This window comes from Actinoplanes sp. NBC_00393 (assembly GCF_036053395.1).
In the GTDB taxonomy this organism is placed as follows: domain Bacteria; phylum Actinomycetota; class Actinomycetes; order Mycobacteriales; family Micromonosporaceae; genus Actinoplanes.
This window is the reverse complement of the sequence record NZ_CP107942.1, coordinates 3666493-3691604: the sequence shown is the minus strand read 5'-3', so window position 1 is coordinate 3691604 and position 25112 is coordinate 3666493. Positions and strand designations below refer to the sequence as shown.

The 25112-nt window shown below is 71.6% G+C and carries 24 protein-coding genes and 1 pseudogene; 11 read left to right on the top strand and 14 right to left on the bottom strand.

The window, feature by feature from the left end; all coding sequences use genetic code 11:
* Positions 1-87: 87 nt before the first annotated feature.
* Positions 88-837 carry a GntR family transcriptional regulator gene (locus OHA21_RS17455; protein WP_328475097.1) on the bottom strand — a complete coding sequence of 250 codons (750 nt, stop codon included), beginning with the start codon at positions 835-837 and terminating at the stop codon, positions 88-90.
* 232 nt (positions 838-1069) lie between these two features.
* Between OHA21_RS17455 and OHA21_RS17450 the strand changes: the two genes are divergently transcribed.
* Positions 1070-3388 carry a transketolase-like TK C-terminal-containing protein gene (locus OHA21_RS17450; protein WP_328475096.1) on the top strand — a complete coding sequence of 773 codons (2319 nt, stop codon included), beginning with the start codon at positions 1070-1072 and terminating at the stop codon, positions 3386-3388.
* Here the strand turns inward: OHA21_RS17450 and OHA21_RS17445 are convergent.
* The 3 genes from OHA21_RS17445 to OHA21_RS17435 all read right to left on the bottom strand — a co-directional run bounded on the left by OHA21_RS17445 (position 3322) and on the right by OHA21_RS17435 (position 6867).
* A complete protein-coding gene (locus tag OHA21_RS17445; RefSeq protein WP_328475095.1) occupies positions 3322-4305 on the bottom strand; it encodes a hypothetical protein in 984 nt (327 codons plus the stop codon). The two genes, OHA21_RS17450 and OHA21_RS17445, sit on opposite strands and share 67 nt — an antisense overlap.
* 87 nt (positions 4306-4392) lie before the next feature.
* On the bottom strand, positions 4393-5598 hold the full coding sequence (locus OHA21_RS17440) for an NADH:flavin oxidoreductase (RefSeq protein ID WP_328475094.1): 1206 nt from the start codon (positions 5596-5598) through the stop codon (positions 4393-4395).
* Positions 5599-5625: 27 nt separating this feature from the next.
* Positions 5626-6867, bottom strand: coding sequence for a PucR family transcriptional regulator (locus OHA21_RS17435; RefSeq protein ID WP_328475093.1), 1242 nt, complete (start codon positions 6865-6867; stop codon positions 5626-5628).
* A 147-nt stretch (positions 6868-7014) separates the two neighbouring features.
* Between OHA21_RS17435 and OHA21_RS17430 the strand changes: the two genes are divergently transcribed.
* The 5 genes from OHA21_RS17430 (at position 7015) to OHA21_RS17410 (ending at position 10217) form a co-directional block, all read left to right on the top strand.
* Positions 7015-7695, top strand: coding sequence for a CBS domain-containing protein (locus OHA21_RS17430; RefSeq protein WP_328475092.1), 681 nt, complete (start codon positions 7015-7017; stop codon positions 7693-7695).
* A 117-nt stretch (positions 7696-7812) separates the two neighbouring features.
* Positions 7813-8103: a BON domain-containing protein gene (locus OHA21_RS17425; protein ID WP_328475091.1), complete on the top strand. Its 291-nt coding sequence runs from the start codon at positions 7813-7815 to the stop codon at positions 8101-8103.
* A 13-nt stretch (positions 8104-8116) separates the two neighbouring features.
* Positions 8117-8452, top strand: coding sequence for a TraR/DksA family transcriptional regulator (locus tag OHA21_RS17420; RefSeq protein WP_328475090.1), 336 nt, complete (start codon positions 8117-8119; stop codon positions 8450-8452).
* Between the two features lie 54 nt (positions 8453-8506).
* Positions 8507-9379 carry a universal stress protein gene (locus OHA21_RS17415; protein WP_328475089.1) on the top strand — a complete coding sequence of 291 codons (873 nt, stop codon included), beginning with the start codon at positions 8507-8509 and terminating at the stop codon, positions 9377-9379.
* 355 nt (positions 9380-9734) lie between these two features.
* Positions 9735-10217, top strand: coding sequence for a cation:proton antiporter regulatory subunit (locus OHA21_RS17410; RefSeq protein ID WP_328475088.1), 483 nt, complete (start codon positions 9735-9737; stop codon positions 10215-10217).
* Here the strand turns inward: OHA21_RS17410 and OHA21_RS17405 are convergent.
* The gene (locus OHA21_RS17405) at positions 10191-11111 is read right to left on the bottom strand and encodes an NAD(P)/FAD-dependent oxidoreductase (protein ID WP_328475087.1); all 921 of its coding nucleotides are present in this window, start codon (positions 11109-11111) and stop codon (positions 10191-10193) included. The genes OHA21_RS17410 and OHA21_RS17405 overlap by 27 nt on opposite strands.
* Before the next feature lie 46 nt (positions 11112-11157).
* Between OHA21_RS17405 and OHA21_RS17400 the strand changes: the two genes are divergently transcribed.
* From OHA21_RS17400 to OHA21_RS17390, 3 genes are all read left to right on the top strand, one after another.
* Positions 11158-12300 (top strand): aminotransferase class V-fold PLP-dependent enzyme, encoded by a 1143-nt coding sequence (locus tag OHA21_RS17400; RefSeq protein ID WP_328475086.1) that lies wholly within the window; start codon positions 11158-11160, stop codon positions 12298-12300.
* Between the two features lie 399 nt (positions 12301-12699).
* Positions 12700-14088, top strand: a complete 1389-nt coding sequence (locus tag OHA21_RS17395; protein WP_328475085.1) for a helix-turn-helix domain-containing protein — start codon at positions 12700-12702, stop codon at positions 14086-14088.
* Positions 14089-14135: 47 nt separating this feature from the next.
* The gene (locus OHA21_RS17390) at positions 14136-15836 is read left to right on the top strand and encodes a hypothetical protein (RefSeq protein ID WP_328475084.1); all 1701 of its coding nucleotides are present in this window, start codon (positions 14136-14138) and stop codon (positions 15834-15836) included.
* A gap of 109 nt (positions 15837-15945) precedes the next feature.
* Here the strand turns inward: OHA21_RS17390 and OHA21_RS17385 are convergent, their stop codons facing one another.
* Together OHA21_RS17385 and OHA21_RS17380 are read right to left on the bottom strand one after the other, a co-directional pair.
* Positions 15946-16107 (bottom strand): hypothetical protein, encoded by a 162-nt coding sequence (locus OHA21_RS17385; RefSeq protein ID WP_328475083.1) that lies wholly within the window; start codon positions 16105-16107, stop codon positions 15946-15948.
* 61 nt (positions 16108-16168) lie between these two features.
* On the bottom strand, positions 16169-16540 hold the full coding sequence (locus tag OHA21_RS17380; RefSeq protein ID WP_328475082.1) for an STAS domain-containing protein: 372 nt from the start codon (positions 16538-16540) through the stop codon (positions 16169-16171).
* A 128-nt stretch (positions 16541-16668) separates the two neighbouring features.
* On the opposite strand from OHA21_RS17380, the gene OHA21_RS17375 reads away from it, so the two are divergent.
* Positions 16669-17130: a DUF427 domain-containing protein gene (locus tag OHA21_RS17375; RefSeq protein WP_328475081.1), complete on the top strand. Its 462-nt coding sequence runs from the start codon at positions 16669-16671 to the stop codon at positions 17128-17130.
* Here OHA21_RS17375 and OHA21_RS17370 read toward each other — a convergent pair.
* Positions 17117-18049, bottom strand: coding sequence for an NADP-dependent oxidoreductase (locus OHA21_RS17370; RefSeq protein ID WP_328475080.1), 933 nt, complete (start codon positions 18047-18049; stop codon positions 17117-17119). The genes OHA21_RS17375 and OHA21_RS17370 overlap by 14 nt on opposite strands.
* 238 nt (positions 18050-18287) lie before the next feature.
* On the opposite strand from OHA21_RS17370, the gene OHA21_RS17365 reads away from it, so the two are divergent.
* Positions 18288-19064, top strand: coding sequence for a nucleotidyltransferase domain-containing protein (locus OHA21_RS17365; RefSeq protein WP_328475079.1), 777 nt, complete (start codon positions 18288-18290; stop codon positions 19062-19064).
* A 134-nt stretch (positions 19065-19198) separates the two neighbouring features.
* Here the strand turns inward: OHA21_RS17365 and OHA21_RS17360 are convergent, their stop codons facing one another.
* From OHA21_RS17360 to OHA21_RS17340, 6 genes and pseudogenes are all read right to left on the bottom strand, one after another.
* A complete protein-coding gene (locus OHA21_RS17360; protein ID WP_328475078.1) occupies positions 19199-19873 on the bottom strand; it encodes a response regulator transcription factor in 675 nt (224 codons plus the stop codon).
* Positions 19870-20706 (bottom strand): sensor histidine kinase, encoded by an 837-nt coding sequence (locus OHA21_RS17355; RefSeq protein ID WP_328475077.1) that lies wholly within the window; start codon positions 20704-20706, stop codon positions 19870-19872. Before OHA21_RS17355 ends, OHA21_RS17360 begins: the two co-directional genes overlap by 4 nt.
* A 165-nt stretch (positions 20707-20871) precedes the next feature.
* The gene (locus OHA21_RS17350) at positions 20872-21474 is read right to left on the bottom strand and encodes an RNA-guided endonuclease InsQ/TnpB family protein (protein ID WP_328475076.1); all 603 of its coding nucleotides are present in this window, start codon (positions 21472-21474) and stop codon (positions 20872-20874) included.
* Positions 21475-21937: 463 nt separating this feature from the next.
* Positions 21938-22039 (bottom strand): annotated as a pseudogene (locus tag OHA21_RS52755) (hypothetical protein); the annotation flags it as partial.
* A 55-nt stretch (positions 22040-22094) separates the two neighbouring features.
* Positions 22095-22526, bottom strand: a complete 432-nt coding sequence (locus tag OHA21_RS17345; protein ID WP_328475075.1) for a hypothetical protein — start codon at positions 22524-22526, stop codon at positions 22095-22097.
* A gap of 259 nt (positions 22527-22785) precedes the next feature.
* Entirely contained in the window at positions 22786-25077 is a 2292-nt protein-coding gene (locus OHA21_RS17340) for a putative bifunctional diguanylate cyclase/phosphodiesterase (RefSeq protein WP_328475074.1), read from the bottom strand.
* Positions 25078-25112: the final 35 nt, after the last annotated feature.

Here is a 25112-nt window from a genome sequence, read left to right as displayed (position 1 = left end):
CATCTGATCCGGGTTCAACGGCCCATGTGTAGGCTCTTCCAACTCTGGGCCAGAGTCAATATTCTGGGCCAGAGTTGCGTATGGTGCTCAGGCGGAGAATTCGTACTCCAGCACGTACACGGCCGCGTCCAGCACCATGCGGTTCACCTCCACGCATCGCCCATCGGCGGTGAACGCGAGCCGGGTCACCTCGAATATGCGGCTGCCATCGGCGGGCAGCGCCAGCGTGGATCGCTCCGCCGAGTCCGGCAGCCGGTCCTCGACGCGTTCCCGGAACCGGACCGGCTCGTGACCCAGTTCTGCCAGGCGTGCATAGCTGCCGCCCGGGCCGGTGTCGGTGTAGGCGATCGCGGTTCCCCGTACGAGATCGGCGGGGAAGTAGGAGGTGGCCAGCTGAACGGGTCGTTCGTCGACCAGGAACCGGCGGCTACGTGCCACGACCGGCTCGCCTTCCGAAAGGTCCAGGGCGACCGCGACAGCAGCGGGTGCGGGGATCTCGTTCACGGTGATGTCGACGGTCCGCCACCGTGGCCCGGTGTCGGCATCCTGGATTGCTTCGCCGCCGACCCACCGTTCGCGGGCGAGGCGATCCGGTGCCCGTCGCGTGATCTGCGCGAAGGCGCGGACGAACGCGCCGGCTCCCTGCCGGGTCTCGACCAAGCCCTCAGCGCGAAGAACGGCGAGGGCCTGACGTGCGACGTCCGGGCTGACATCGAACTCCTGGCCAAGCTTCGGCAGCGACGCCAGCCGGCTGCCGGGTGCCAGCTCACCGTTGCGGATGCCCTCTCGCAGGGCGTCCGCCACCCGGCGGTACGCCGGCCCGCCAGCGGCTGTCACATCACACCTCACACTCTGGCCCAGACTTCCGGTCGATAGTACGCCTCCGGATCACTTCGGGCCCGCGTCATCACCGGGCCACCATCTCTCCGGCCGCGGCAGCAACTTCCGCTGCTGATCGGCTGGAACATTGGGCTGGCCTGGGACAGGATGCGAGCAGGCGCGCGCGGCTACCGCCGGCGCGCCTGTTCCTGCTTCCACCCGACAGCAGCCGCACCCACCGGAGACACCCATGAGTGACAACCAGCCCGACGCCGAGGTCCTGCGCGAGATCGCCCGCCGTGTGCTGTGGCTGTCGGCGTCGATCGTCGACGCTGCGAACGCCGGCCGGCCCAACGACTCCGGCGTCAAGGTCGGCGGCCATCAGGCGTCCAGCGCCTCGATGGTCGACATCATGGTGGCCCTGTGGTTCGCCGAGCTGACCAGCCAGGACCGGGTGTCGGTGAAACCGCACGCCTCGCCGGTGCTGCACGCCATCAACTATCTGCTCGGCGACCTCGACGAGGCGTACCTGCCGATGCTGCGCGCCAAGGGCGGCCTGCAGTCGTACCCGTCGCGGCGCAAGGATCCCGGTACGGTCGACTTCTCCACCGGCTCGGTCGGCATCGGGGCGACGGCCGCGCTGTGGGCGGCGATGGCGCACCGCTACCTGGCCTCTCGTGTTCCGGGCGCGCCCGCCGCCGGGCGGTTCGTCAGCCTGCTCGGTGATGCGGAGCTCGACGAGGGCGCCATCTGGGAGGCGGTCATGGACCCGGCGGTCGCCAAGCTAGGCGAGCTGCTGTGGGTGGTGGACCTCAACCGGCAGTCGCTGGACCGGGTCGTGCCGGACATCCAGATCGCCAAGCTGCAGGGCATGTTCGCCGCCGCCGGCTGGCAGGTCGTGGTCCTCAAGTGGGGGCGGATCATCTCCCGGCTCTTCGATCGTCCGGGCGGGCAGGCGCTGCGGGCCCGGCTCGAGGCGATGCCGAACGAGGAGTACCAGCGGATGCTGCGGGTCGACTCCGCGGACGTCGCCGAGCGCATCCTGGCCTTCGACGACAGCCAGGAGTTGAAGGTGCTGCTCGACGAGATCCCGCCGGCCGAGCTGGCCGCCGCCGTCCGCGACCTGGGTGGCCATGATCTGGGGCTGCTCGTCGACACCTTCCGCGACGTCGACGCGAACCGGCCGACGGTGGTGTTCGCCTACACGGTCAAGGGCCGCGGCCTGCCGACCGAGGGGCACCCGAACAACCACTCGGCGCTGCTGTCCGGCGTGCAGATGGATGCGCTCGCGGCGGCGTCGGGCATGGACCGGCAGTCGCCATGGCAGCGGTTCGGGCCCGGCACCGCCGCAGGCCTGTTGTGCGCGCAGCGTGGGCGTACGCTGCGCCGCGAACCCACCGCTCCCACCGCACCGGTCCGGGTGCCTGCGCAGCTCGGCCACGGCTATCGCAAACCCACCAGTACGCAGGCCGCGCTCGGCCGGCTGCTGGCCGACCTGCCCCGCGACGCCCCGGAGGCGGCCGCCCGGGTCGTCACCTGCTCGCCGGACGTCGCGTCGTCCACCAACCTGGGCGGCTGGATCAACAAGACCGGGGTGTGGTCGGTGGAGAACCGGCGCGACTGGTTCGCCGACGACGCCGAACGGGTGCTGCGCTGGCAGGAGAACAGCAACGGCCAGCACATCGAGCTCGGCATCGCCGAGGTCAACCTGGTCTCGCTGCTCGGCGAGCTCGGCGCGACCTGGTCGCGCTGGGGTGAGCGGCTGATCCCGATCGCCACCCTGTACGACCCGTTCGTGGCGCGGGCCCTGGAACCCTGGTCCTACGGCATCTACGCCGGCGGCCAGTCGATCCTGGTCGGCACCCCGTCCGGGGTGACGCTGGCGCCGGAGGGCGGGGCGCACCAGTCGATCACCACCCCGTCGATCGCGCTGGAACAGCCCGAATGTGTCGCCTGGGAGCCGGCGTTCGGCCAGGACCTGGAGTGGTGTTTCCTGCATGCGATGAGCCAGGTCGGGGTCGAAGGTGGCACCTCCGCCTACTTCCGGTTGTCCACCCGGCCGGTCGACCCGCAGCTCGCGCGGGTGCCCGAGGAGCCGGCGCTGCGGGAACGCCGGCGGCGTCAGGCGGTGGCCGGCGGTTACCGGCTGCCCGCCGGTCATGCGCTGCGCGACGAGGACGTCACGCTGGTCGGGGTCGGCGCGATCATGCCGGAGGTGGTCGCGGCGGCCGAGGCGCTGGCCGCGGAACAGATCAGGGCCGGGGTGGTCTGTCTGACCAGCCCTGACCTGGTGTTCCGTTCGTTCCAGCAGCGCGGCAGCCGGGATGCGGGGGTGGGCGGCAGCATCCTGGACGAGCTGTTCCCCGCCGGGTGCCCGGCGCCGCTGGTCACGGTCCACGACGGGCACCCGCATACGCTGGCGTTCCTCGGTGCGGCACGCGGGGACCGGATCCGCTGCCTCGGGGTGACCTCGTTCGGTCAGTCGTCGAGTCTTGCCGACGCCTACCGGCTGCACGGCATCGACGCCGGGTCGATCATCGATGCGGCGTTGACGCTGACCCGCGGCTGAGCGGAGTCAACGCGGTCGGTCTTGGCGGCGACGGTGAGCAGGACCACGATGAGAATCATCAGCCCGGCGACCGCGCCGAAATGGTTCTGCAGGGTCAGCACCCACGGCTGCTCCGGCGGCGGGAACTCCGGTGTCACCGCGAAGGAGAACGCCGCCTTCCACGAGCCCCACGCGAACAGGAATCCGGACGCCAGCCACGCCACGAACAGGGGCGCCCGGCTGGTGCGCCGGGTCAGCGTCCACACGCTCCACGCCGCCAACAGCGCCCACACTGCGCTGTTGGCGGTGAGCAGGTGCCATGGCGCGTCGCGGTGTTCCAGCGTCGCCTGGTTCAGGCCGATCGTCGCCCCGAGCGCCCAGGCCAGCTGCGGCAGGCCGAGGGCCAGGCACAGGGCCGCCGCCAGCCGCGCCACGGTGACCAGCACGCCCGTTCGGGCCGGGAGGTCGGTGCCGTGGAACGCCGCCGGCCAGCGCCGGGCGGCATAGAACGGCGCCGCGAGCACCACCCCGACCGCGAAACCGGCGAATGACACCGACAGCAGGCCGATCTCCCAGGCGGACATCGGCGCCGCCGCGCCGCTGTCCCCGGTGTCCGTGTTCACCAGCGCGAGGAACGGGATGAGCGGGATCATCGGCACCAGGAACCCCATGCCGATCCAGGCCGGGACCACTATCGGCCACGCCGGCGCCCGCAGGCCCCACGGCTGCGCCAGCGCCAGGCCGAGCAGCATGGCGAGCCCCGACATGACCACGGTCAGCCCGTTGATGACCGCCCAGGTCAGGTGGCTCCAGGCGCCCTCGTGCAGGCCGCCGCCGTGCAGGCCGTCGAGCGTCCAGAAGATTTTGAGTACGAAGTACGGCGCCATCGCGAACGCCGCGCCGTACGCGGCGACGCGCCCGATCGTTGCTGCTCTCATACGGCTGACGGTAGGAGCGGGGCGGGCCTGGTCACCTCCCTCCGGCGAGGGAGCAGGCTCCCGCTCGGCGGTGAACCTGATACCGCCTCACCCGGCGTCGGCGCGGAGCAGGGCCGCGGTGCCGTCGACGTCCCACGGGCAGTGGGTGCCGGTGAAGATGCTGGCCGCGCACAGGTTGCAGTGGGTGCACAGCGAGCGGGCGGTGGGGTCGCGGCGCAGCCGGTTGATCAGGTCGGGTTCGCGGAGCAGGGCGCGGGCCATGGCCACGTAGTCGAAGCCGTCGCGCATGGCGGTCCGCATGCCGTCGAGGTCGGTGACGCCGCCGAGCAGGATCAGCGGCATGGACAGTTCGCGGCGGAACTGCAGGGCGTGCTCGCGGAAGTAGAGCGGCTGGTACGGGTAGTGGCGGAAGAACCGGCGGCCGAAGATCCGCAGGCCCGGGCGTACCCACGGCGGCAGCGCGGCGGTCATCGCGGACAGCGGCACGTCGCCGCGGAACAGGTACATCGGGTTGAGCAGTGAGGAGCCGCCGGTCAGCTCCAGGGCGTCCAGGTGCCCGTCGGCCTGCAGGGTCCGGGCGAAGGGGATCGACTCGTCGAGCCGCAGTCCTGCGCGTACGCCGTCGGTCATGTTGATTTTGGCGGTGATGGCGACGTCGTCGCCGACGGCCTGCTTGACGGCGGCCAGGATGCGGCGCGGGAATTCGGCGCGGCGCGCCGACGTGCCGCCGAACCCGTCGGTGCGCCGGTTGAGTTTCGGGCAGAGGAACGACCCGGCCAGGTAGGTGTGGCCGAGGTGGATCTCGACAGCGTCGAAGCCGACATCGCGGGCAAGGGCGGCGGCGTACGCGTGCGCGTCGACGATGCGCTGCAGGTCGGCGCGGGTCGCGGCCCGGTCGAAGCTCAGGGACAGCGGGTTGAACCGTCGCGACGGGGCCAGCGACCGCGAGCCGGTGGAGCGGGAGTTCGCCAGCGGCCCGGCGTGCCCGATCTGCGCGCTGATCCGGGCGCCGGTGGCGTGCACGGCCTCGACGAGCCGGCGCAGCCCGGGCAACGCCTCGGGGCGCCAATGGATCTGGCCGCGCTGGATGCGGCCCTCCGGGGCGACCGCGAGGAAGGCGACCGTGGTCATGCCGACCCCGCCGCGGCCCACCGCGGTGTGGTACGCGATCAGCCGGTCGGTCACCAGGCCGTCCGGAGTTGCGCCCTCGAACGTGGCTGATTTGATCACCCGGTTGCGCAGGCGGACCGGCCCGAGGGTGGCGGGCGCCAGCGGGTCAGTGGCGGGGGTCACACCTCATTGTGGCCGCTTCGGGCCCGATCAGCCCGGGACCGGCAGCGGTTCCTGCGGCCAGTTGAGCATCTTCGCGCCGATCACGGCCGCCTGCAGGGTGAACCGGTGCGCCGGATCGGCCGGGTCGTAGCCGGTCAAGGCTTTGACCCGGTCCAATCGGTACGTGACGGTGCGCACCGAGACGTGCAGGCGTTTGGCCGACGCGGTGGCCACGGTGCCGGTGGCGAAGTAGGCGTCCAGTGTGTCCAGCAGCGGCGCGGCGCCGCCACGCGCCTGGGCCAGCGGGGTGAGCACCGCCTGGACGAGGTCGGCCATGGCCGGCTGGTCGCGCAGCAGCACCCGGTAGACGAGCAGGTCGTGGGCGTTGGTGACCGGGCTGTCGCTGTTGAGCCGCCCGGCCATGGTGAGCGCCTCGCGGGCCTCCTCGTAGGAGCGCGCGATGCCGTACAGGCCCGGGTGGGCTCGGCCGACGGCGACGCGCCAGGGCCGTCCGCGGGGCAGCCGGCTCAGTTCGCTGTGCATGAGACCACCGAGTTCGTTGCCCGCCTCCATCGCGGACGGCGCCGGACCCGCCGGGGGCTCGGCCGGCGCGATGACCACCAGCAGCCCGTCCTTGGTCGCCACCAGCACGTCGCGGTCGCCGAGCCGGTCGAACACGACCGCCTCCAAGGCGGTGATGGCCGTGTCGGCGTCCGGCAGCCGCCGGCTCGGCGCGGCCAGCGCCACCTGGTGGCTCTGGGCCAGGTCCAGGCCGAACGGTTCCGCGCGCTCCACCAGCGTGCCCAGATCGGAGTCGCCGCGCAGCAGATCGTCGATCAGCTCGCGGCGCAGCGTCTCCTCCCGCCGGACCAGGTCGCGGCGCGCGTCCGCGTAGCCCTCGGCGAGGGTGGCGACGGCCTTGTCCACGACCTGCAGCACCGCGGACGCGGCCGCGCGCACCGCTTCGCGGTCGCGGGACCGTACGACCATCGGCAGGTCCTGCCACAGCCGCCGGGCCGCGGACAGATACAGCTGTACGACGCGCCCGGCGGAGATGCCCTGCTCGGCCGCCTGCCTGCCGAGCCGGCCGACCGCGTCCAGTTCGCGCTTCTTGACCTGGCGCCCGTCGATCGCCGCGTCGGCGAGCAGCAGCAGATAGTCGCCGAGCAACTGCACCGGAACGCCGCCGGCGTCGCGGCTGGCGCCGTCGGCCACCTCGACGAGCCACGCATCGTCCGGGCCGGGCGCCGAGGGGCGGCGCCGACGGGGCCGTCCAGCGCGGTCGGTCATCAGGCACCCCGCAGACGTGCTGGTCCGTGTTGCTCGTTGCTTGCCGACAGTCGGCAGTTTAGCCCCTGGATAGCTGGGCTCTGTGCCCTGCCGTTGCCGGAGCCATCCGGCAAGCCTGGGAGCGAACCGGAAATGAGAGGAGCGACCATGCGGCAGTGGCAAGTACGTGACGTCATGACCACCGACGTGATCACCGCCTCCGGGGACGCCTCGGTGGCGGAGATCGTCACCCTGCTGACGGAGCGCCGGATCAGCGCGGTCCCGATCACCGACAGCTTCGACGTCGTCCTCGGCGTGGTGTCCTGGACGGACCTGCACGAGAAGATCGAGCTCGGCGGGGAAGGCGGGTCACGTACCGGGTGGCGGCGCCGGTGGACGGCCCCGCTGCTGCAGTGGCCGCACGGCACGGCTGCGGAGGTGATGAGCGCACCGCCGCTGACCATCGAAGCCGGCGCGCCGCTCGCGGCCGCCGCCAGGATGATGCGCCGAGGTGACGTCGGCCGCCTGCTGGTGGTCGACGACGAGAGCCGGCTGCTCGGCATCGTCACCAGGTCGGACCTTCTGAAAATGCATGATCGTCTCGACGCCGTCATCCGCGACGAAGTGGTGCATCGCGTCCTCGGCGACACCCTGCGCATCCCGGCCGACACGATCCAGGTCGCCGTGGACGACGGCGTCGTCACCCTCACCCGGCGCGCCGGGTGGCGGGGCAGCGCCGGCACCGCCATCGCGTTGTCGGCGGCGGTCCCGGGCGTCACCGGCGTCGTCGACCGGCTCACCACGTCCGGCAAGCGGCTGCGGCGCCCGGCCGTTCCGGCTGCCCGGTGATTGCCGATGCCCGGCAAGCAAAGCCCGGCTTGTTGTCCATCACTGAACGCAGTTGCCGGGACAACCCGCCGTGATGCTTGGCGTAGGTGATTCAACCAGCAGATCTGGAGGTGCTTCATGCAGAGGCAGGCCGAGGAGGTCCAGCGGGTGTTGCGCAGCCGGCTGTGGATCCACCCGGAGCAGGTGCGGGCGCGCGTCGACGCCGGGACCGCGACTCTCACCGGCGCGGTGGGCCGCCGCTCCACCGCCGACATCGCCGCCCGGCTGGCGGCGACGGTTCCGGGGATCAGCGCGGTGGTCAACCGCATCGGCTACGACGTCGACGACGCCGACCTGGTCCGTTCCCGGGTCAACCGGACACATCCGTTCAGCGCGGAACCGTTCCACCCCGAGCGAGCCCGGCGATAGAGGGGATCGGCTCATGACGGCCACCACGCACGGACCGGCCGAAGCCGGCGCCTCGCGACTGCTGCGCGACATCCTGGAGGAGCAGTACGCCACCCGCACCGAGCGGTTGACCGCACTGGTGCTGTGCGAGGCCATGCCCCGGCACGGCGGTTTCGACCCGCGCACCCTGGCGGCGCTGACGCGAGCGGCCCGCCAGGACGTCGCCGACACCGCCCATGCCCTGCGGCGCATGTCCCAGGACACGTACGGAACCTGTGAGGGATGCCGGCGAACCATTCCGCTCGGCCGCCTGCGGGCATACCCGGACGCCCGGTTCTGCGTGCCGTGCCATCAGAGCCGCCGGCATTGACCAAGGGCCGTGCCATCGAGCCCGCCGACATCGACCAAGGAACGAAGGTTCGCCATGAACGCCCCGGTAGTCGTCGGTTTCGACGGTTCGGCAACCGCGCGGAGCGCGACCCTCTACGCAGCGCGTGAGGCGCAGCGGCGCGGCACTGCTCTGCAGATCATCCACGCGCTGGGCTGGCCGGTGATCCTGCCACCGTTCCACGCCGCCTACGACCTGCATGATCAGGGTCCGCGTGCGGCGATGCTCGACCTGCTGGCGAAGGCGGCACACGAGGTCCAGCAGGAGCATCCGACCCTCCAGGTGACGACCCAGCTGCTGGACGGGCCGGCCGGTGCGACGTTGCTCGACGCCTCCCGTAACGCTCAACTGCTCGTCGCCGGGCATCGCGGTTCGGGCGGGTTCGCCGGGCTGCTCACCGGGTCGGTGGCGACCCAGCTCGCCGGCCACGCCCACTGCCCGACCGTGATCGTGCGCGGTGACGACCTGTCCGACGACGGGCCGGTCGTGCTCGGCACCGATGGTTCCTCCGGGGCCCGGCTCGCGGCGGAGGCCGCCTTCGCGCAGGCCCGGCTCCGCAACGCCGAACTGGTCCTGGCGTATCAGTCGGCGCGAACGAGTTCAGCCGGCGCCATCGTCACCAGCAACCTGCCGTTCTGGGCAACCGTCGGCGACGCCGCAGCGGGTGCGCACGGCGTCAGCGCCCGGTACCCGAGCGTCGACTACCGCACCGAAGTCGTGTCCGCTGATTCAGCGGCCGCAGGGTTGATCGCCGTGAGCCGGCGGATCTCGGCCGGCCTGCTCGTCGTCGGCTCCCGCGGTCTGGGCGGGTTCGGCGGGCTGATCCTGGGATCGACGAGCCGCAGCCTGATCGACCACGCGCCGTGCCCGGTGATGGTGGTCGGGCCGCATCGTTCTCGAGGCAGGTGAGAGGACATGGCCCGCATCGCTGACGTCCACCCGGGCGGCAATGGGCGCTCCAGGCGCTTCGCCGCAGGCCGCGCGGCGTTGATCGGCGCCGGTCTCGGCGCCTGGCTCGGACTGCTCGCCGGGATCGTGCTGATCGTGGTCGTTCCGGCGCCCGTCCGCCTGGACGTCGTGCTGGGAGCTCCGCTGATCGCAGCGGCGGCCGGCGGCATCCTCGGGCTGATCACCTATGGGGGCACCGACGGGCGCGGTGCCTCCCGGGACACTGCGGTCCGCCGCTGCCCGTACGCGGTGGAGGCCGACAGCGCCTCCATCGCCGACGCTGCCCGAGCATGCAGGAACGAGGTGAGGAGGTTTGATGCAACTCGAGAGGACCGCTCTGCCGGGCGTGGGCGTGTCGTACACCTTCGGCACGGCCGACGGGCAGCGCATCGGTGTGGTCACGCGGCTCGGGGGCCGTCGGGAGCTGATCGCCTACGACGCCGAGGATCACGAGACGGTCCGGCACACTGCCGTCCTCACCGATACCGAGGCGCGCACCATGGCCCAGCTTCTCGGCCAGCCCGTGTTCGTGGACGAGGTGACGCACCTGACGCGTGGTCTGGACGGCGTGGCGGCAGTGCGCATCCCGCTGGTGGCAGGCTCGCCGTACTGCGGGGGACGGCTCGCTGACCTGCGTTCGCGTACCCGTACCGGTGCTTCTGTGGTCGCGGTGATCCGTGACGGCCGGGCGATCGCCTCGCCGGAACCGGGCTTCGTTCTCCGGGCCGGTGACGCGGTCGTCGCCGTCGGCGACGACGCGGCTGTCGCGGCGCTACGTGAATTGCTGATCGGCGGCTGAATCCGACCCGAGCAGTGCCCGGGCGACGGCGCGGCCGGACAGCCAGGCGGTCTGGACGCGCGGGCGGCCGAAAGCGTCACCGCAGAGCCAGACGCGGCCGTCGACGGCGTACGCAGCATCGACCGGCTCCGGCTGGGCGAAGCTCCACCGGTGTACGTGCACCTCGGGCTCGGCGGCGACGCCGAGCACCTCGCGGACAGCGCCGGCCAGGATCGGCGCGGCAGCCTCGGGGTGATCCAGGTGCTCGGCGGCCAGCGTGGCGCTCGAGTGCGCGACCAGGACCGGAGCGCCGTCGCCGCGACGGTCGCCGTCGTCGCAGATCGTGGCCAGGGCGGGGTGGTCGTTGACGAAGGCGCCGTGCAGGTCGCCCCACTCGCGCGACGGATAGGTCAGCACGGCGGCGATCACCGGCTGCCAGCGCTGCGCCTGCGCCGCCTCAGCGATGCCGGCCGGTGGAGCAAGCCGTAGCGCCTGGGGACCCGGCATGGCGAGCACGACCGCGTCCGCATCCTGCGGGACCGCGTCCAGCGTGGTCGACAGCCGCACATCGAGCCCGGCGGCGAGATCGGCAGCCAGGGACCGCAACCCGCCAGGAGCCGCCCACCGTACGGGTCCGGTCGTCCGCGTTCCGCCGGGATACACGAGCAGGGTGTCCGTCCACGGCCGGGCCAGGCCACGCGACTGCCATGAGGCGGCCTGCGCGGCGAAGCCGGGATCGTCGGCGACGAAGTAGGCGGCGCCGATGTCCGCGTACCGGCCGTTGTAGCGTTTGCTGGCCAGCCGGCCGCCCACCACCCGGCCGCGCTCGACGACCCGGACCCGGGCACCGGCCTCGGTGAGGGCACGGGCGCAGGAGAGCCCGGCGATCCCGGCGCCCACCACGACAACGTCCATGATCCGACCTTACGCACCCAGCAGCCGCCGCATTAGGGTCCGGGGTGTGGTCGCTGACTGGGACTCCGAGCGGGATCTGTTCGACCTGCCCGACGACGTCGCGTACTTCAACACCGCCAGCCTGTCGCCGACGTTGCGGTCGGTTCACGCGGCCGGTGAGTCGGCGCTGAGCCGGCGGGCCCGGCCGTGGGAGATCGGTGAAGCCGACTGGTTCGACGACGTGGAGCGGCTGCGGGCGCTGGCCGGGCGGCTGGTCGGCGGCGACGCGGAGGGGATCGCGCTGGTGCCGGCGACCAGTTACGGGTTCGCGGTCGCCGCGGCCAACCTCGCGGTCGAAGCGGGGCAGCAGATCCTGGTCCTGGCGGGGGAGTACCCGTCCGGCGTCTACACCTGGCGGCGGGTGGCCGAGCGTTCCGGCGTGGACATCCGGACGGTGACCCGCGAGGACGGCCAGTCCTGGACGCAGGCGGTGCTGGCCGCGATCGACGAGCGGACCGGGATCGTGTCGGTGCCCAACGTGCACTGGACCGACGGCGGGCTGGTCGACCTCGAGCAGGTCGCCGCGCGAACCCGTGCGGCCGGCGCCCGGCTCGTCGTGGACGCCAGCCAGTCACTCGGGGTGATGCCGCTCGACGTCGCCACGCTGCGCCCCGACTTCGTCGTCTCGGTCGGCTACAAATGGCTGCTGGGCCCGTTCGGGCGCGGCTACCTGTGGGTCGGCGAAGAACACCGGACGGGCCGGCCCCTGGAGGAGAACTGGATCGTGCGGGCCGGCTCGGACAACTTCGCCGCGCTGGTGGACTACCGCGAGGAGTATCTGCCCGGCGCCCGCCGCTACGACCAGGGCGCGCGAACACTGTTCGAACTGACCCCGATGGCGGTCGCGGCCCTCGAACAGGTCCTGGCCTGGGGCCCGTCGAACATCGCCGCCACCCTCGCCACGATCACAGCGCAGATCTCCACCCGGATCGCGGCGGCCGGCATCGGCGTCACCGTCACCGAGCCGCGCGGCCCGCACCTGCTGGGCTTGCGCGTGCCCGCCGGCGCGGCCGACCGGGTCGCCGCCGCACTCAAGGACGCGAACTGTTTCGTGGCCCGCCGCGGCGACGCGATCCGGGTGTCGCCACACCTGCACGTGACGCAGGCTGATGTCGACCGCCTGGTGACGACCGTGATCGCCGGCGTTTGACGCTCATCGAGGCGGTAGCCGGGATGCGGTCAACGTGGTCGGCGAGCTGCAGCAGGAGGGCCAGAGCCGAACCGAAGGCGCCTCCGGCGGAGAGGATCGCGGCGGCAACGCCTGAGCCGGCGGCAAGCACGAGGAGGGCTGCGGCCACTCCCGTGATCGTCGATACGAGTAGCAGGAATCGGAGCCGCACGCTCCGGCGCGGTGCTGCGTTCGAGGTGCCAGACAACGTAGGCCGGACCATCTCGGCGTCCTCCCTCGGGTGCGAGCCGGACTTTCATCACCGCTCACCCGGCCGTCCTCTGCCAACACGGTTTGCAGGCCCTGCACGGCACGTGCCAAGGCCCGCAAACGAGGATAGATCAGATGATTTGATCTGAAGGGTCCGATACTGTCCGCAGCATGGAGGTCCCGAGCGGTCCGATCGACGGCTCCCATCCGGTGTGGAGCACCGACCGGATGCGCAGCGCGGTGCACGACGACGAGGCCGGCACTGTCATCCGCCTCGCCCGCCAAGCCGCCGGCTGGACCCTCGGTGAACTCGGTGCCCGCTGCGGTTACAGCGCCTCCACGATGTCCCGCCTCGAGCGCGGACAGAATCCGCTGCACCTGGTCGAGGTGCGGCGGCGCCTGGCCGATGTGCTCGGCATCCCGCCGCAACATCTCGGCTTGTCACCGACGCGGGTACGACACACCACCACCGGAGCAATGGCGTTCCCGGGTGCCGTTGCTCCCGATAAGCTGCCCGAACCTCAGACGAGCGGAGACGGCGACTCGATGCGCAGGCGAACCCTCCTCACCGGCATGGCGGTCACCGCAGCCGTCAGCGTGAGCACTCCGGTTCCCGCCGTCGCCTCGAACGGATTGGAGGGTCTGCTGTTCGCCAGTGCGCTGCCGACCGCACCGTTGAAGCCTCCTGCGGCCGCGCCCAGGCTGGCCGACGCACATCGTGCCTACGCGGCGAGCCGGTACGCCGAGCTCGGCCGTACCTTGCCGGGTCTGCTCGCCCAGTTGCACGCCACCCACGATGCCGCGGCAGGCGGGGCCCGCGACACCGCAGCCGGGATGCTCGCCCGCGCCTACGTCCTGGCGTCGTCGCTGTGCGCCAAGGACGGCGAGGACGCGCTCGGATGGGTGCTCGCCGACCGGTCCTTGACGATGGCCCGCCATACGGGTGACGGGCTTCTGGTGGCGTCCGCCGCGCACACCATGGCCATCGCGATGCGCCGCGAGGGCCACCACGCCGGAGCAGTCGGTCTGCTCAGGACCACAGCCGAGCGGCTCGACGCCGATGGGCGTGACGCCACCGACGCGCTGATCGCCGCGTACGGGAACCTGCTGTGCACCGCCGCCTACGCCAGCGCTCAGGCGGGTCGCGCCGGCGATGCCGGCACCTTCCTCGACGAGGCCGCCTCGTCGGCCGGACGTCTGCGTCGGCCGGCTGACGGCAGGGTCATCCCGTTCAGCGCAGCCACCGTCAACATCTACGCGATCGGGGTGTACACGGCGCTCGGGGACACACCGGCTGCGCTCGACGCCGCCCGCCAGGTCGAGGCGGCGCAGCTGCCCGGGCCGGAACGGTACGGCCGGTACTGCGTCGACACCGCCCGCGCCTGGGCGGCCCACGGCCGACCGGAGCGGGCTGTGCAGGCGTTGCTCGCTGCCGAACGGCACGCCCCGGAAGAGGTACACCGGCCTTCGGTACGCGATCTCGTCTCCCGGCTGCGGTATGCGCCGACCAGCACACCGGAGGGACTGCGCGGGCTGGCCGCCCGTCTCGGCGTCAGGTGACCACCTGAGGTGCGGCGACCGGACGAGCGGTGGGCGACAATAGCCGGGTGGGATTCCTGCGCAGAAGATCCCTGGCCCGTCTGCTCGACGGCCTCGCCGAGGCCGAACGGCGCAGCGCTGACGATCCGGCTGCTCTGGACCGCAGCATCGAGCTGTGGGACCGGATCCTCGAGGATGCGGACATGCGCGCGCATCCGATGGCGCTGAACGGCGCCGGCTGGGCGCTGCTGACGCGCTTCCGCAGGGACGGTGCGGAGATCGACTGTCGCGCCGCGACACGGCGTTTCGAGCAGGCGTACGCGGCGGCCGCGCCGGGCGGCGAGCATCGGCGCGACGCGGCGCAGAACCGGTGCACGAGCCTGGTGCTGGCGTACGAGTGGCTCGGCGATGTGGCCGCCCTGGACCAGGCGATCACCCTGACCGAAGCCGAGGTCGCCGATGCCGGATCGGAGGTGCCGGCCCGGCTGGCCGGCGCGCTGGCGGAGGCCCGGTTCGCTCGCTTCCGCCGCGACGGCCGCGACGACGACCTGCGCCGCGCGATCGCCCTGGCCGAGCAGGCCGTTGCCGCCGCGCCCGACGCCGAGGCGGCAGCAGGCTACGGCCGGAATCTGCGCACCATGATGGACACCGCCCGAGGCGAAACCGCGGGCATGCGTACGAATGTGGCCGGTGTGAGCGCCGCCCGTGCCGCCGTGACCGCAGCGCCGCAGCGCTCTCCGGACCGTGGCGGGCGCCTGCTGAACCTCGGCGCGACCCTGTACGACCGGTTCGTGCGCGAGGGCGACCTGGCTGATCTCGCCGAGGCTGTCACCGCCCTGCGCGAGGCCCGCACCGTCATGCCGCCGGTGGCCGCGCCGTACGCGCAGACCTGCGCCGCCCTGGCCGTGGCCCTGCTGGAACAGGCCGCGCGCCGGGACCGTCCCGAGCTGATCGCGGAGGCGGTGACCCTGCTCGGCGAGGCCACCGACCGGACGAACCCGCACGCGCCGGACTACGCCGTCTGGCTGAGCATGCTCGGCAACGCCCGCAGCCAGCGCTACGTCCACACCGGGGATCCGGGCGAACTGGACGCGGCGATCGCGGCCTACCGGGAGGCCCTCGACCGGCTGCCGGCCGGCCACACCGACCGGCCCGGCCTGCTCAACAATCTGGGCAGCGGACATTGGGATCGGTACGGGCGAACCGGCCGATCCGACGACCTCAGCGCCGCCGCCGACGCGTACCGTGACTCGCTCGCGGAGCTGCCCGGCGACACCGCGTCCCGCGCCACCGTGCTCGGCAACCTCGCCAACGTCCTCGCCGAACTCGGCGACCCGCAGGCCGGCCCGACCTACCGGCAGGCCACCCGCTCCGCCCTGGAGACCACGACCGGCACCGCCGTCGCCGTCGCGGACACCTGGGGCCGGTGGGCGACCCAACACGGTGACTGGGCGCAGGCCGACGACGCGTACGCCCTCGCGCTGACCGCGATGCGCCGCCTGCGGGAACGGCAGCTGATCGCCGGCGACCGGGAGACCTGGCTGCTGGCGACGCAGCATCTGCCCGTCGCCGGCGCGTACGCGGCGGCACAGGCCGGACACGCCGAACAGGCCGCGCTGCGGTTGGAGACCGGCCGCGCGATGTCGCTGTCCGAGGCTTTGCAACGCGACCAGCGACGTCTGGCCGGGCTGGACGCGGACGCGGCGTTGCGCCCGCTGGCGCAGCGTTTCCGGGCAGCCGCACGAGTCCTCGCGAGTGGAGCACGATGAATCAGGCGCAGCGACGGGGAAATTCCCGCGGAGCTGTCCAGCTTTGTCGGGCGTACCGATGAGCGTTCGGCGCTGAAGCGGTTGCTCGCCGCCGCCCGGCTGGTGACCGTCACCGGCGTCGGCCGGGGTAGGCAAGACCCGCACCGCATTGCGTGTCGCGACCGAGGTGCAGCGTGCGTTCGTCGACCTGTCCGAACTGGCCCGGCCCGACCTGCTGGTGGAGGCCGTCGGCCAGTCCCTGGGGCTGGGCGACCACACGCACGTCGAGCACATTCACCTCGCGGGCCCAGATCGCCGCCTGGGCCGCCGCACGGCACGGATAGGTGCGCTGCTCAGCTGCCGGGCTCGGCGCGTGGCCGTCGCCGGGCGGGGGAGGGGAACAGCGCGTCGAGTCCCAGCGCGGACAGGATCCACCGGGTGGGCCGCGACGCGTTCCGGATGATCAGCGTGCAGTCCCGGGTCGCCGCGGCGGTGTGCAGCTCGTACAGGGTGTGGACGCCGGCCACGTCGATGAACTCCAGCTGTGCCAGGTTGAGCAGCATCGTGTCCGGCTGCTGCCGGACCAAGGTCGCGCGGACCTGCTCGGCGAGGACGCCGGCGGTGTCGGAGACCAGCTCGCCGGAGACGGCGACGCAGACCAGGACCGGACCGCTGCGTGTCACCTGTACGCCCAGGCGAGAGCCGGGTATCTGCTCGACGAACATCCTCGTGCTCCTCACACCTGCCACCGATGACGTCTCGTCCCATCGTCGTGGCGCAGCAGCCGCGACGAATCGGTTAGATGACCGATACCGACATGTCACGTGGCAGGAATCGCTGGCAAGCTGGGCCGATGGAGTCGGTCTGGGACTACCCGCGGCCGCCGCGGCTGGAGCGCGCGGCGGCGCGGGTGACGATCGTGCACGCCGGGCAGGTGATCGTCGACAGCGACCGCTGCTGGCGGGTCCTGGAGACCTCGCACCCGCCGGTCTACTACGTGCCCCGCGCCGACATCGCCGACGGGGTGCTGGAGCCGGGCGCCGGCCGGTCGTACTGCGAGTTCAAGGGTGTCGCCAGCTACTGGGATGTGGTCGCGGGGGACACCCGGGTGCCGCGGGCCGGCTGGTCCTACGAGAATCCCTCTCCGGCGTACGCGGACATCGCCGGTGCCGTCGCCTTCTACCCGAGCCGTGTCGACGAGTGCCGGGTGGCCGGCGAACTGGTCCGGCCGCAGGAGGGCGACTTCTACGGCGGGTGGATCACCGCGGACATCACCGGCCCGTTCAAGGGCGGCCCGGGTACTAGGGGATGGTGAGGACGACCTTTCCGCGTACGTGTCCCTTCTCCAGCAGACGCTGCGCCTCCGCGGCCTCGGCCAGGGGGAACTCCCGGGCCACCTCGACGCGCAACCGGCCGCCGTCCGCCAGCTCGCCGAGCGCCTCCAGTTGCTCACCGTCGGGGCGCACGAAGACGTAACGGCCGCCCTGCTCCTTGACCTGGGGATCGACGACGGAGGCGTGCCGGGCCGCCGAACGCACCATCCGCGGCGACTGGCTCAGCGCGTCGCCGCCGACGAAGTCCAGCACCGCGTCGACCCGGCCGTCACCGCCGGCCAGCGTTGCCAGACGGTCCGGCAGGTCGTCGCCGTACCGGATCGGTTCGCAGCCGAGCCCGCGCAGGAAGTCGTGGTTGGCGTCGGAGGCGGTGCCGATGACCCGTGCCGCGCCGAGCGCCCGGGCCAGCTGCACCGCCAGGTGCCCGACCCCGCCGGCGGCGGCGTGCACCAGGACGACGTCGCCGGGCGCCACGCCGACCGCGGTCAGCGCCTGCAACGCGGTCAAGCCGGCCAGGGGCAGGCCGCCGGCCTGCACGAAGTCCAGCGCGGCGGGTTTGGCGGCCACCGCGGTCTCGGTCACACCGACCAGTTCGGCGTACGTGCCGTGCTGCACCGAGTCCTTCCGGGCGTACGCCATGACCTCGTCGCCGACCGCGAACCTGGTGACCGCCGGGCCCACCGCGTCGACCACGCCGGCGACGTCCCAGCCCGGGATCAGCGGCGTGTGATGCGGAAAGGCGCCCTGCAGATGACCCTGCCGGATCTTGTAGTCGACCGGGTTGACGCCGGCCGCGCGTACCCGGATCCGCACGACGTCCGGCCCGACTGCCGGGTCCGGCAGCTCACGAAGTGCCAGCACGTCAGCGTCGCCGTAGTCGTCCAGTGCGATAGCTCTCATGCCAGGCCCAATGCCCACCGACAGCCCGGCTAACCAGCGGCGCGACCATGGGCGGATGGTGGCCGGCCTTGATGAGCGCAGCAACCCGAAACACCGCTGCCGCCGGCCACCGGTCAGCCGCAACCCGACCCGGGCCTCAGGACATCCGTCTGCGGACAGCTGTGACGGCCCACAGTTGGCCGCTGAGTTGGCCATGGATCCATAAACCAGGCAGCCCTCACTCGGGGAAAATGTGGTGATGTCTGAAGAGATCAAGAGATATCTCACCGCGATTTCCGAGACTGCGCGGGCGGTGCTCGCCAGGAACTTCGTCGGGGCGTACGCAGCCGGTTCGCTGGCCCTGGACGCCTTCCAGGCGGGCCGCAGCGACGTTGACATCGCCCTGTTATGCCGTGATCCGTTGAGCGAAGCCGTCAAGCGGGAGTTGATCGCTCGCCTCCGGCACAACGTGCTGCCCTGCCCGGCACGAGGGCTGGAACTGGTCGTCTACACCGAGGCCGTGGCCCGATCCGGCACCAAGGAACCCGGGTTCGAGCTCGAACTCAACGACGGCCCCGCCATGGACTTCCGGCAGACCCTGCAACCATCAGATCGTCCAGCAGACGACGGAACGTTCTGGTACGGACTCGACCGCAGCATCCTGCATCAAAGCGGTCGCGCCCTGTCGGGCCCACCGGCAGCAGAAACCTTCGCCGATCTCTCAGCAGACGATCTGCGCTGCCTGCTCATCGATTCCCTGCACTGGTGGATGGCGCTGCCCACCCCGGCAAACGATGAGCCCGCAGCCGGTGCGGATGATGCGGTTCTCGGTGCGTGCCGAGCGCTGGTCCGCTATCGCGACGGGATCTGGCTCTCCAAGATCGAGGCTGGCCGCCACCTCCTTTCGACCGGCTACCAGCCGACCGAGGTGATCGAACAGTCGATCGCCGCACGGTCCGGCAAGCCATCTCCGTCAGGCCCGCAGTCGAGAATGTTTCAACGGGGCGTCCTGGAGGAGATCTCAGCCTCGACGTGAGATCCGTCGGTCATGGCCCAGGACGCCGTCTGCCTGCTCGACGTCCCTACCCACAAGACGGAACGGCCCGCGGTTGGCGTGGCCGCCCTGCACGCTGGCGGCGACCCGCAGCAGCTCGTCCCACCCGCCCGTGATCAGGGCCGGCCGCCGGGTGTGACCAGGCCGGTCTCGTAGCCGAAGACCACCGCCTGCACCCGGTCGCGCAGGTCCAGTTTCTGCAGGATTCGGCTCACGTGCGTCTTGGTGGTCTGTTCGGCGATGAACAGCGCCGCGGCGATCTCCGCGTTCGACTTGCCGAGCGCCATCAGGCGCAGCACCTCGCGTTCGCGGTCGGTGAGCCCGTTGAGCGCGGTGGCGACAGCCGGCCGCCGCGGTCGGGCCTCGACGAAGTTCTCGATGAGCCGGCGGGTGATGCTCGGCGCCAGCAGCGCCTCGCCGCTCGCCACCACCCGCACGGCCCGCTGCAGGTCCTCGGGTTCGCTGTCCTTGAGCAGGAAGCCGCTGGCGCCGGCCTGCAGCGCGGCATAGATGTAGTCGTCCAGGTCGAACGTCGTCAGCATCAGCACCCGCGGCGTGTGTCCCGCGACGCGGTCCGGCCCGAGGATGGCCCTGGTGGCGGCCAGCCCGTCGAGCACCGGCATCCGGACGTCCATCAGCACGACGTCGGGGCGCAGGCTGCGGCTCTTCTCGACGCCGAGCTGCCCGTTCTCGGCCTCGCCGAGGACCGTCATGTCGTCCTGCGACTCCAGGATCGCGCGGATGCCCACCCGGATCATGGGCTGGTCGTCCACGATCAGCGTGCGGATCACTCGTCACCTCCGATCGGCAGCCGCGCCACGACCCGGTACCCGCCCTCGTCGCGGCCGCCCGCTTCCAACGATCCACCGGCCAGCCGCGCCCGCTCGCGCATCCCGGACAGTCCGTGACCGGCCTGGCCGGGCGCCTCCACCGGCTGGGCCGGGCGCTGCGCCGCGTCGTTCACGACCGACAGCACCAGGTCAGAGTCAACAACATCAAGATCGATCAGCGTACGGGCGCCGGGCGCGTGCCGGATCACATTGCTCAGCGACTCCTGGATGATCCGGTAGGCGGCCACGGCGACCCGCTCCGGGAGCACGATCGCCCGTACCGATGCGGCCTCACGCACCTCGACCGGCACGCCTGCGCGCCCGGCCGACTCGACCAGCTCCGTCAGCCGGCCCAAATCCGGCACCGGCGTCAGCTCGGCGTCCGCGTTCTCGTCGCGCAGCACGGCCAGCAGCTGGCGCATCTCGCGCAGCGTCGACCGGGTGCCGGCCGCGATCTGCGCGAACTCGGCCCGCGCCTCCGGGTCCAGGTTCGTGAGCCGGTACGACGCGGAGGTCGCCTGCATGTGGATCACCGACATGTTGTGCGCGACGACGTCGTGCAGTTCCCGGGCGATCCGGGTGCGTTCCTCGGCGACCGCCCGCTGGCTCTGCTCGACGGCGACGTCGCGCTGTGCCTGGGCGAGTTCCCGGCGGACCTCACGCCACCGGCGGGTCATCAGCACCGCCCCGAGCACGAGCGTGGCGAGCACCGGGTACACGATCATGATCGGCAGCCAGTCGGTGGCCAGCCGGTCCCGCGGGTCGAGCAGGATCAGCGCGAGCAGCAGCACCATGCTCGCCCACAGGGTTCGCAGCGCCCGCTGCCGGCTGGTGCGGGCCGCGATCAGGCCGAGGTGCGCGATCAGGGTGAACCCGCCGATCGCCGTCAGCGGCCAGGTCGGTCCGGCGCCGGGCGGGATGGCTGTGACTGCTCCCCGTCCTGAAGGACGGGGCTTCGCCTAAACCTTGACGGGTTCGGGCTGAGACGCCAGCCCGCGTCTCAACACGTTGATCGCGCCGACGATGTCGGCGTGGTCGGTGTAGCCGCAGCCCTGGCAGGTGAACTCGGCTTGGGTGCGGCGGTTCTGCTTCGCGACGTGCCCGCAGCGCGGGCACGTTTGGGAGGTGTGGGCAGCGTCCACGGGAATCGTGGTCCGTCCGGCGCTTTCAGCCTTGGCGGTCAGGATTCGCAGGAACGCAGCCCAGCCCGCGTCCAGAATGCTCTTGTTCAGCCCGGACTTCTGGGCCACGTTGGTACCCGGCTGCGCCACTGTCCCGGACGCCGAGCGGGTCATGTTATCTACCCGCAGCTTCTCGTGGGCGATCACCTCGTGTTCCCGCACCAGCTGGAGCGCGGTCTTGTGGTGGAAGTCGGCGCGCTGCCGGCGGATCCTGGTGTGGATCGCCGCGACCTTTGCCCGGGCCTTCGCCCGGTTGTGGGAACCCCGCGTCTTGCGGGACAGGGCCTGCTGCGCGGTGGCCAGCTCGCCCGCCATCGTCTGGACGAACCGGGGGTTCGGCTCGTGCCGGCCGTCGCTGGTGGTCAGAAAACGATACGACACCCATGTCGATCCCGGCCTTGCTGCCGGTCTGCGGCAGCGTCAGGGCGGGCACGTCATCGCACGACAGGACCACGTACAGGCGCTTGCCCGCACGTTTGAGCGTGATCGTCTTGACCCGGCCCTCGACCTTGCGATGCGCGCGGACTTTGACGTGCCCGATGCCTTGCAGATAGACCCGTACGTGATCGCTGTCCGGGGTGGAGTTCCACCGGCACGCGTCACCGTCTTTCGGCCACTGCACCGAATCGAACCGGCCGCGACCCTTGAACCGCGGATACCCCGGCGCCTGCCCGGCTTTCACCCGGCGGAAGAAACCGTCGAACGCCTTGCTCAACCGCCGCAACGTCGCCTGCTGCGACGAGAACGACCAACGGCCCTGTCCCTGCAGGTCGGCGCGGCGGATCTCCTTCAACTGCCCGGACTGCTGCCCGTAGCGGATCGTCACCCCCGCCCTGCGATAAGCGGTCCGCCGTTCCTCCAGGGCCGCGTTATACAAGATCCGGTGGTCCTCGATGCAGGCGAGAGCCCGCTGCACCTGGCCCGAAGTGGGACGCAACAGGAACACGTACGCACGCCGCGCCACCTCGCCCACCCCCCTTGGGACGATCCTGGCCCTGAACCTAGCGGCCGGGTACGACAACAACGGCCCCTGGCATGCCCGGCGAGGATTCACCACCGCCCTGAAGGACGGCGTACCCTCCTCGCATGCCGATGGCGAACACCGCCACCGCCAGGAACTGCAGCAAGGTCGCCGCTGTCGGCCGGATGAGGATCAGCACCAGCGCGGCGCTCTGCCCGAGGCCCGCCAGCACCGCGACCACCGGCGTCACGTGGAACTCCGAGACGGCCACCCCGACGTTGACGAACAGCAGGCCGAGCGCGAGCAGTCCCGTGCCGAGCCACCACAGCAGCGCCGAGAGCCGCGACGGGCGGCCGCTGTCCGGCGCGGAGCCGGTCGTTGCGGTGGCGCGTTCCACGTCGTGGCGAAGCCGTGCCAGTCTGCGCGGGCCCGCTCTCATCCATCGGCGCAGACGCGCCGTGCCTGCCGTCACGCAGCGACACTAACAAGATCACCTAGCGTGGTGCGTGAACCTGGCCTGCGGTTCGGCCCGGGTGCCGCTGGCCCGGTTCAGTCCCGCCTCCGCGATCGCGGCTCTCGGCTGGGCCGCGTACACCGCAGGGTTGGGCTTCGTGGGTGGCGCGGCGTTCGCCGAGAACCCGGTGCCCGGCCTCGCGGCCGGGCTGGGCTTGTCGTTGCTGTTCGGCGGCGCCGTGGAACTGATTCGGCGCCGGGTCACCCGCCGCAGGGCCTCAGGCCTCGGTCAGCGCCGCCTCGCGCCGCATGATCCAGCCGGTCAGGTTGGCCGGCCGGTCGGCCTTGCCGTAGAGCCAGCCCTGCGCCAGGTCGCATCCCTGCGCGCGGAGCCAGTCGCGCTGGACCTCGGTCTCGACGCCCTCGGCGACGACCCGGTGGCCCATCGCCCGGGTCATCGCCAGCACCGCGCGGACGATCGGCTCGTTGGCGCCGTTGTCGCCGACGCCCGAGACGAACGACCGGTCGATCTTGACGATGCCGACCGGGAGCCGGTGGAGGTAGCTCAGCGAGGAGTAGCCGGTGCCGAAGTCGTCGATGCACAGGGTGACCCCCATGGCCCGCAGCGCGTTGAGGGTGAGCAGCGCCGTCTCCAGGTCCTCCATCACCCCCGACTCGGTGATCTCCAGCCACAGGGCGGACGACGGCAGATTGTTCTCCCGCAGCGCGTCGTCGACGAGCCGCACCAGGGAACCGTCGCGCAGCTGGCGCACCGCGACGTTCACCGAGACGTGCAGCGGGCGGGCGCCCGGGCCCCGCAGCGCGGTCCACTCACCGAGCTGGCGGACCGACTCGCACAGCAGCCACGCCCCCATCTCCTCGATCATCCCGGTCTCTTCCGCGATCGGGATGAAGTCCACCGGTGAGACGTGGCCCAGCTCCGGCGAGTGCCAGCGCATCAGCGCCTCGAAACCGTCGAGCTCGCCGGAGGCCAGGTCGATGATCGGCTGGAAGTGGGCGGCCAGTTCGCCGCGCTCCACCGCGCCGCGCAGCGCCTGCTCCAGCCGGACCCGGTCCTGCACCTGGGCGTGCATCGAGGCGTCGAACATCGCGTACATGTTGCGGCCGTTGCTCTTCGCTCGGTACATCGCGGTGTCGGCGTCGCGGATCAGCTCCAGGGCGCCGATGCTGTCGGCCGATTTCGCCACGCCGATCGACACCGAGGTCACCACGTCGCCGATGGACAGCGCGAACGGCCGGCTGAGCTCGGTGAGCAGCCGCTCGGCGAGCGACTCGGCGCGCCGTTCGTGGGCCGGCCCGGCCACCGCGATCAGGAACTCGTCGCCGCCGACCCGGCTCACCACGTCGTCCGGGCGCACCTGCTCGCTCAGCCGCGCGGCCACCGCCTGAAGCAACTCGTCCCCGACCGCGTGACCCCAGTTGTCGTTGATCATCTTGAATCGGTCGAGGTCGACGAAGAGCAGGCCGATCTCGGTCCGCCCGGCGCCGGAGCGTTCCATCCAGCCGGTCACGGTCTCGGTGAGCAGCTCGCGGTTGGGCAGGTCGGTGAGCGTGTCGTGGGTCAGGCGCCGCCGGCTGATCCGCTCGGCGCGGGCCCGGGAGTTGTTCGAGCGGATCACCCGGGTCAGCACCGTCAGCACCAGGCAGACGCACAGGACCGCGCGGACCACGTTGCCCGCCCAGGTGCCCGGGGGCATGAGCGACGTCAGCGCGACCGGGAAGATCACCATGATCCCGATCATCGCTGTCCGGGCCCGGCTCAGATTGCGGGCCACGAACTGCTGCGGCTCGGTCAGCGTACGCATCGACGGGTGCAGCGAGGCGCCGCTGAGCAGGGCGAACATCAGCAGCAGGAAGACGTTGACGAGCACTCCCGGCAGGTCCACCTCCAGCGCCCAGCGCAGGCAGTACAGCAGGTCGCCGGTGAACAGCGCCGCGCACGCGACGATCATCAGCCACAGCGCCGGCTGCCGGGTGCCGTGCGTCAACAGCAGGCGGGCGGCCAGCACCAGCACGACCACGTCGATGATCGGGAACAGCGCGTTGATCAGCTGCGAGGCGCTCAGATGCTCGTCCAGGTTCGGCGCGATCAGCAACGTCCAGGTCAGGAACGCGGTGCCGAGCCCCATCAGCACGGCGTCAACCCACGCCGTGTCGTCCTCCGCGGCCCGCCGCCGGCGCAGCATCACCGAGAAACACAGACCCACCAGCGCGTACGCCGGAACGGTCAGCAGATCCGGCAGCAGCACCAGTTGATCGGGCAGCCCACCCGCCTCCCGGACCAGCCGCAGCGCGCTGCTCGCGATGAAGATCCACGAGGCGAACCGGATGTAACGCCACGGTGTCGCGTCCGACGGCCGGTACCGGCGTGGCCCCCGGTGGATCGCCACCAGCCCCGACAACAGCGACAGGCCCATGGCCGGGTCGGCAGCCCAGTCCGGGCCGGCCAGCACCACCATGATCAATACGGCGTTGAGGCCGAGATGCACCCAGAACTCGGGCGGGGTCCGGTTCTCCCGCCCCTGATCGAGATTCTGGACGTGGGTCATGATTCTGCTATCGGCGGGAAGTCTTTCCGCCTTAA

Excerpts from the sequence above, each read along its gene's own strand:
- OHA21_RS17365 (WP_328475079.1), top strand. The coding sequence starts at position 18,288 with ATGTCTGAAGAGATCAAGAGATATCTCACCGCGATTTCCGAGACTGCG.
- OHA21_RS17375 (WP_328475081.1), top strand. The coding sequence starts at position 16,669 with ATGGAGTCGGTCTGGGACTACCCGCGGCCGCCGCGGCTGGAGCGCGCG.
- OHA21_RS17405 (WP_328475087.1), bottom strand. The coding sequence starts at position 11,111 with ATGGACGTTGTCGTGGTGGGCGCCGGGATCGCCGGGCTCTCCTGCGCC.
- OHA21_RS17430 (WP_328475092.1), top strand. The coding sequence starts at position 7,015 with ATGCGGCAGTGGCAAGTACGTGACGTCATGACCACCGACGTGATCACC.
- OHA21_RS17445 (WP_328475095.1), bottom strand. The coding sequence starts at position 4,305 with ATGAGAGCAGCAACGATCGGGCGCGTCGCCGCGTACGGCGCGGCGTTC.
- OHA21_RS17380 (WP_328475082.1), bottom strand. The coding sequence starts at position 16,540 with ATGTTCGTCGAGCAGATACCCGGCTCTCGCCTGGGCGTACAGGTGACA.
- OHA21_RS17410 (WP_328475088.1), top strand. The coding sequence starts at position 9,735 with ATGCAACTCGAGAGGACCGCTCTGCCGGGCGTGGGCGTGTCGTACACC.
- OHA21_RS17370 (WP_328475080.1), bottom strand. The coding sequence starts at position 18,049 with ATGAGAGCTATCGCACTGGACGACTACGGCGACGCTGACGTGCTGGCA.
- OHA21_RS17355 (WP_328475077.1), bottom strand. The coding sequence starts at position 20,706 with ATGGTGCTGCTGCTCGCGCTGATCCTGCTCGACCCGCGGGACCGGCTG.
- OHA21_RS17395 (WP_328475085.1), top strand. The coding sequence starts at position 12,700 with ATGGAGGTCCCGAGCGGTCCGATCGACGGCTCCCATCCGGTGTGGAGC.
- OHA21_RS17425 (WP_328475091.1), top strand. The coding sequence starts at position 7,813 with ATGCAGAGGCAGGCCGAGGAGGTCCAGCGGGTGTTGCGCAGCCGGCTG.
- OHA21_RS17450 (WP_328475096.1), top strand. The coding sequence starts at position 1,070 with ATGAGTGACAACCAGCCCGACGCCGAGGTCCTGCGCGAGATCGCCCGC.
- OHA21_RS17415 (WP_328475089.1), top strand. The coding sequence starts at position 8,507 with ATGAACGCCCCGGTAGTCGTCGGTTTCGACGGTTCGGCAACCGCGCGG.
- OHA21_RS17435 (WP_328475093.1), bottom strand. The coding sequence starts at position 6,867 with ATGACCGACCGCGCTGGACGGCCCCGTCGGCGCCGCCCCTCGGCGCCC.
- OHA21_RS17420 (WP_328475090.1), top strand. The coding sequence starts at position 8,117 with ATGACGGCCACCACGCACGGACCGGCCGAAGCCGGCGCCTCGCGACTG.
- OHA21_RS17340 (WP_328475074.1), bottom strand. The coding sequence starts at position 25,077 with ATGACCCACGTCCAGAATCTCGATCAGGGGCGGGAGAACCGGACCCCG.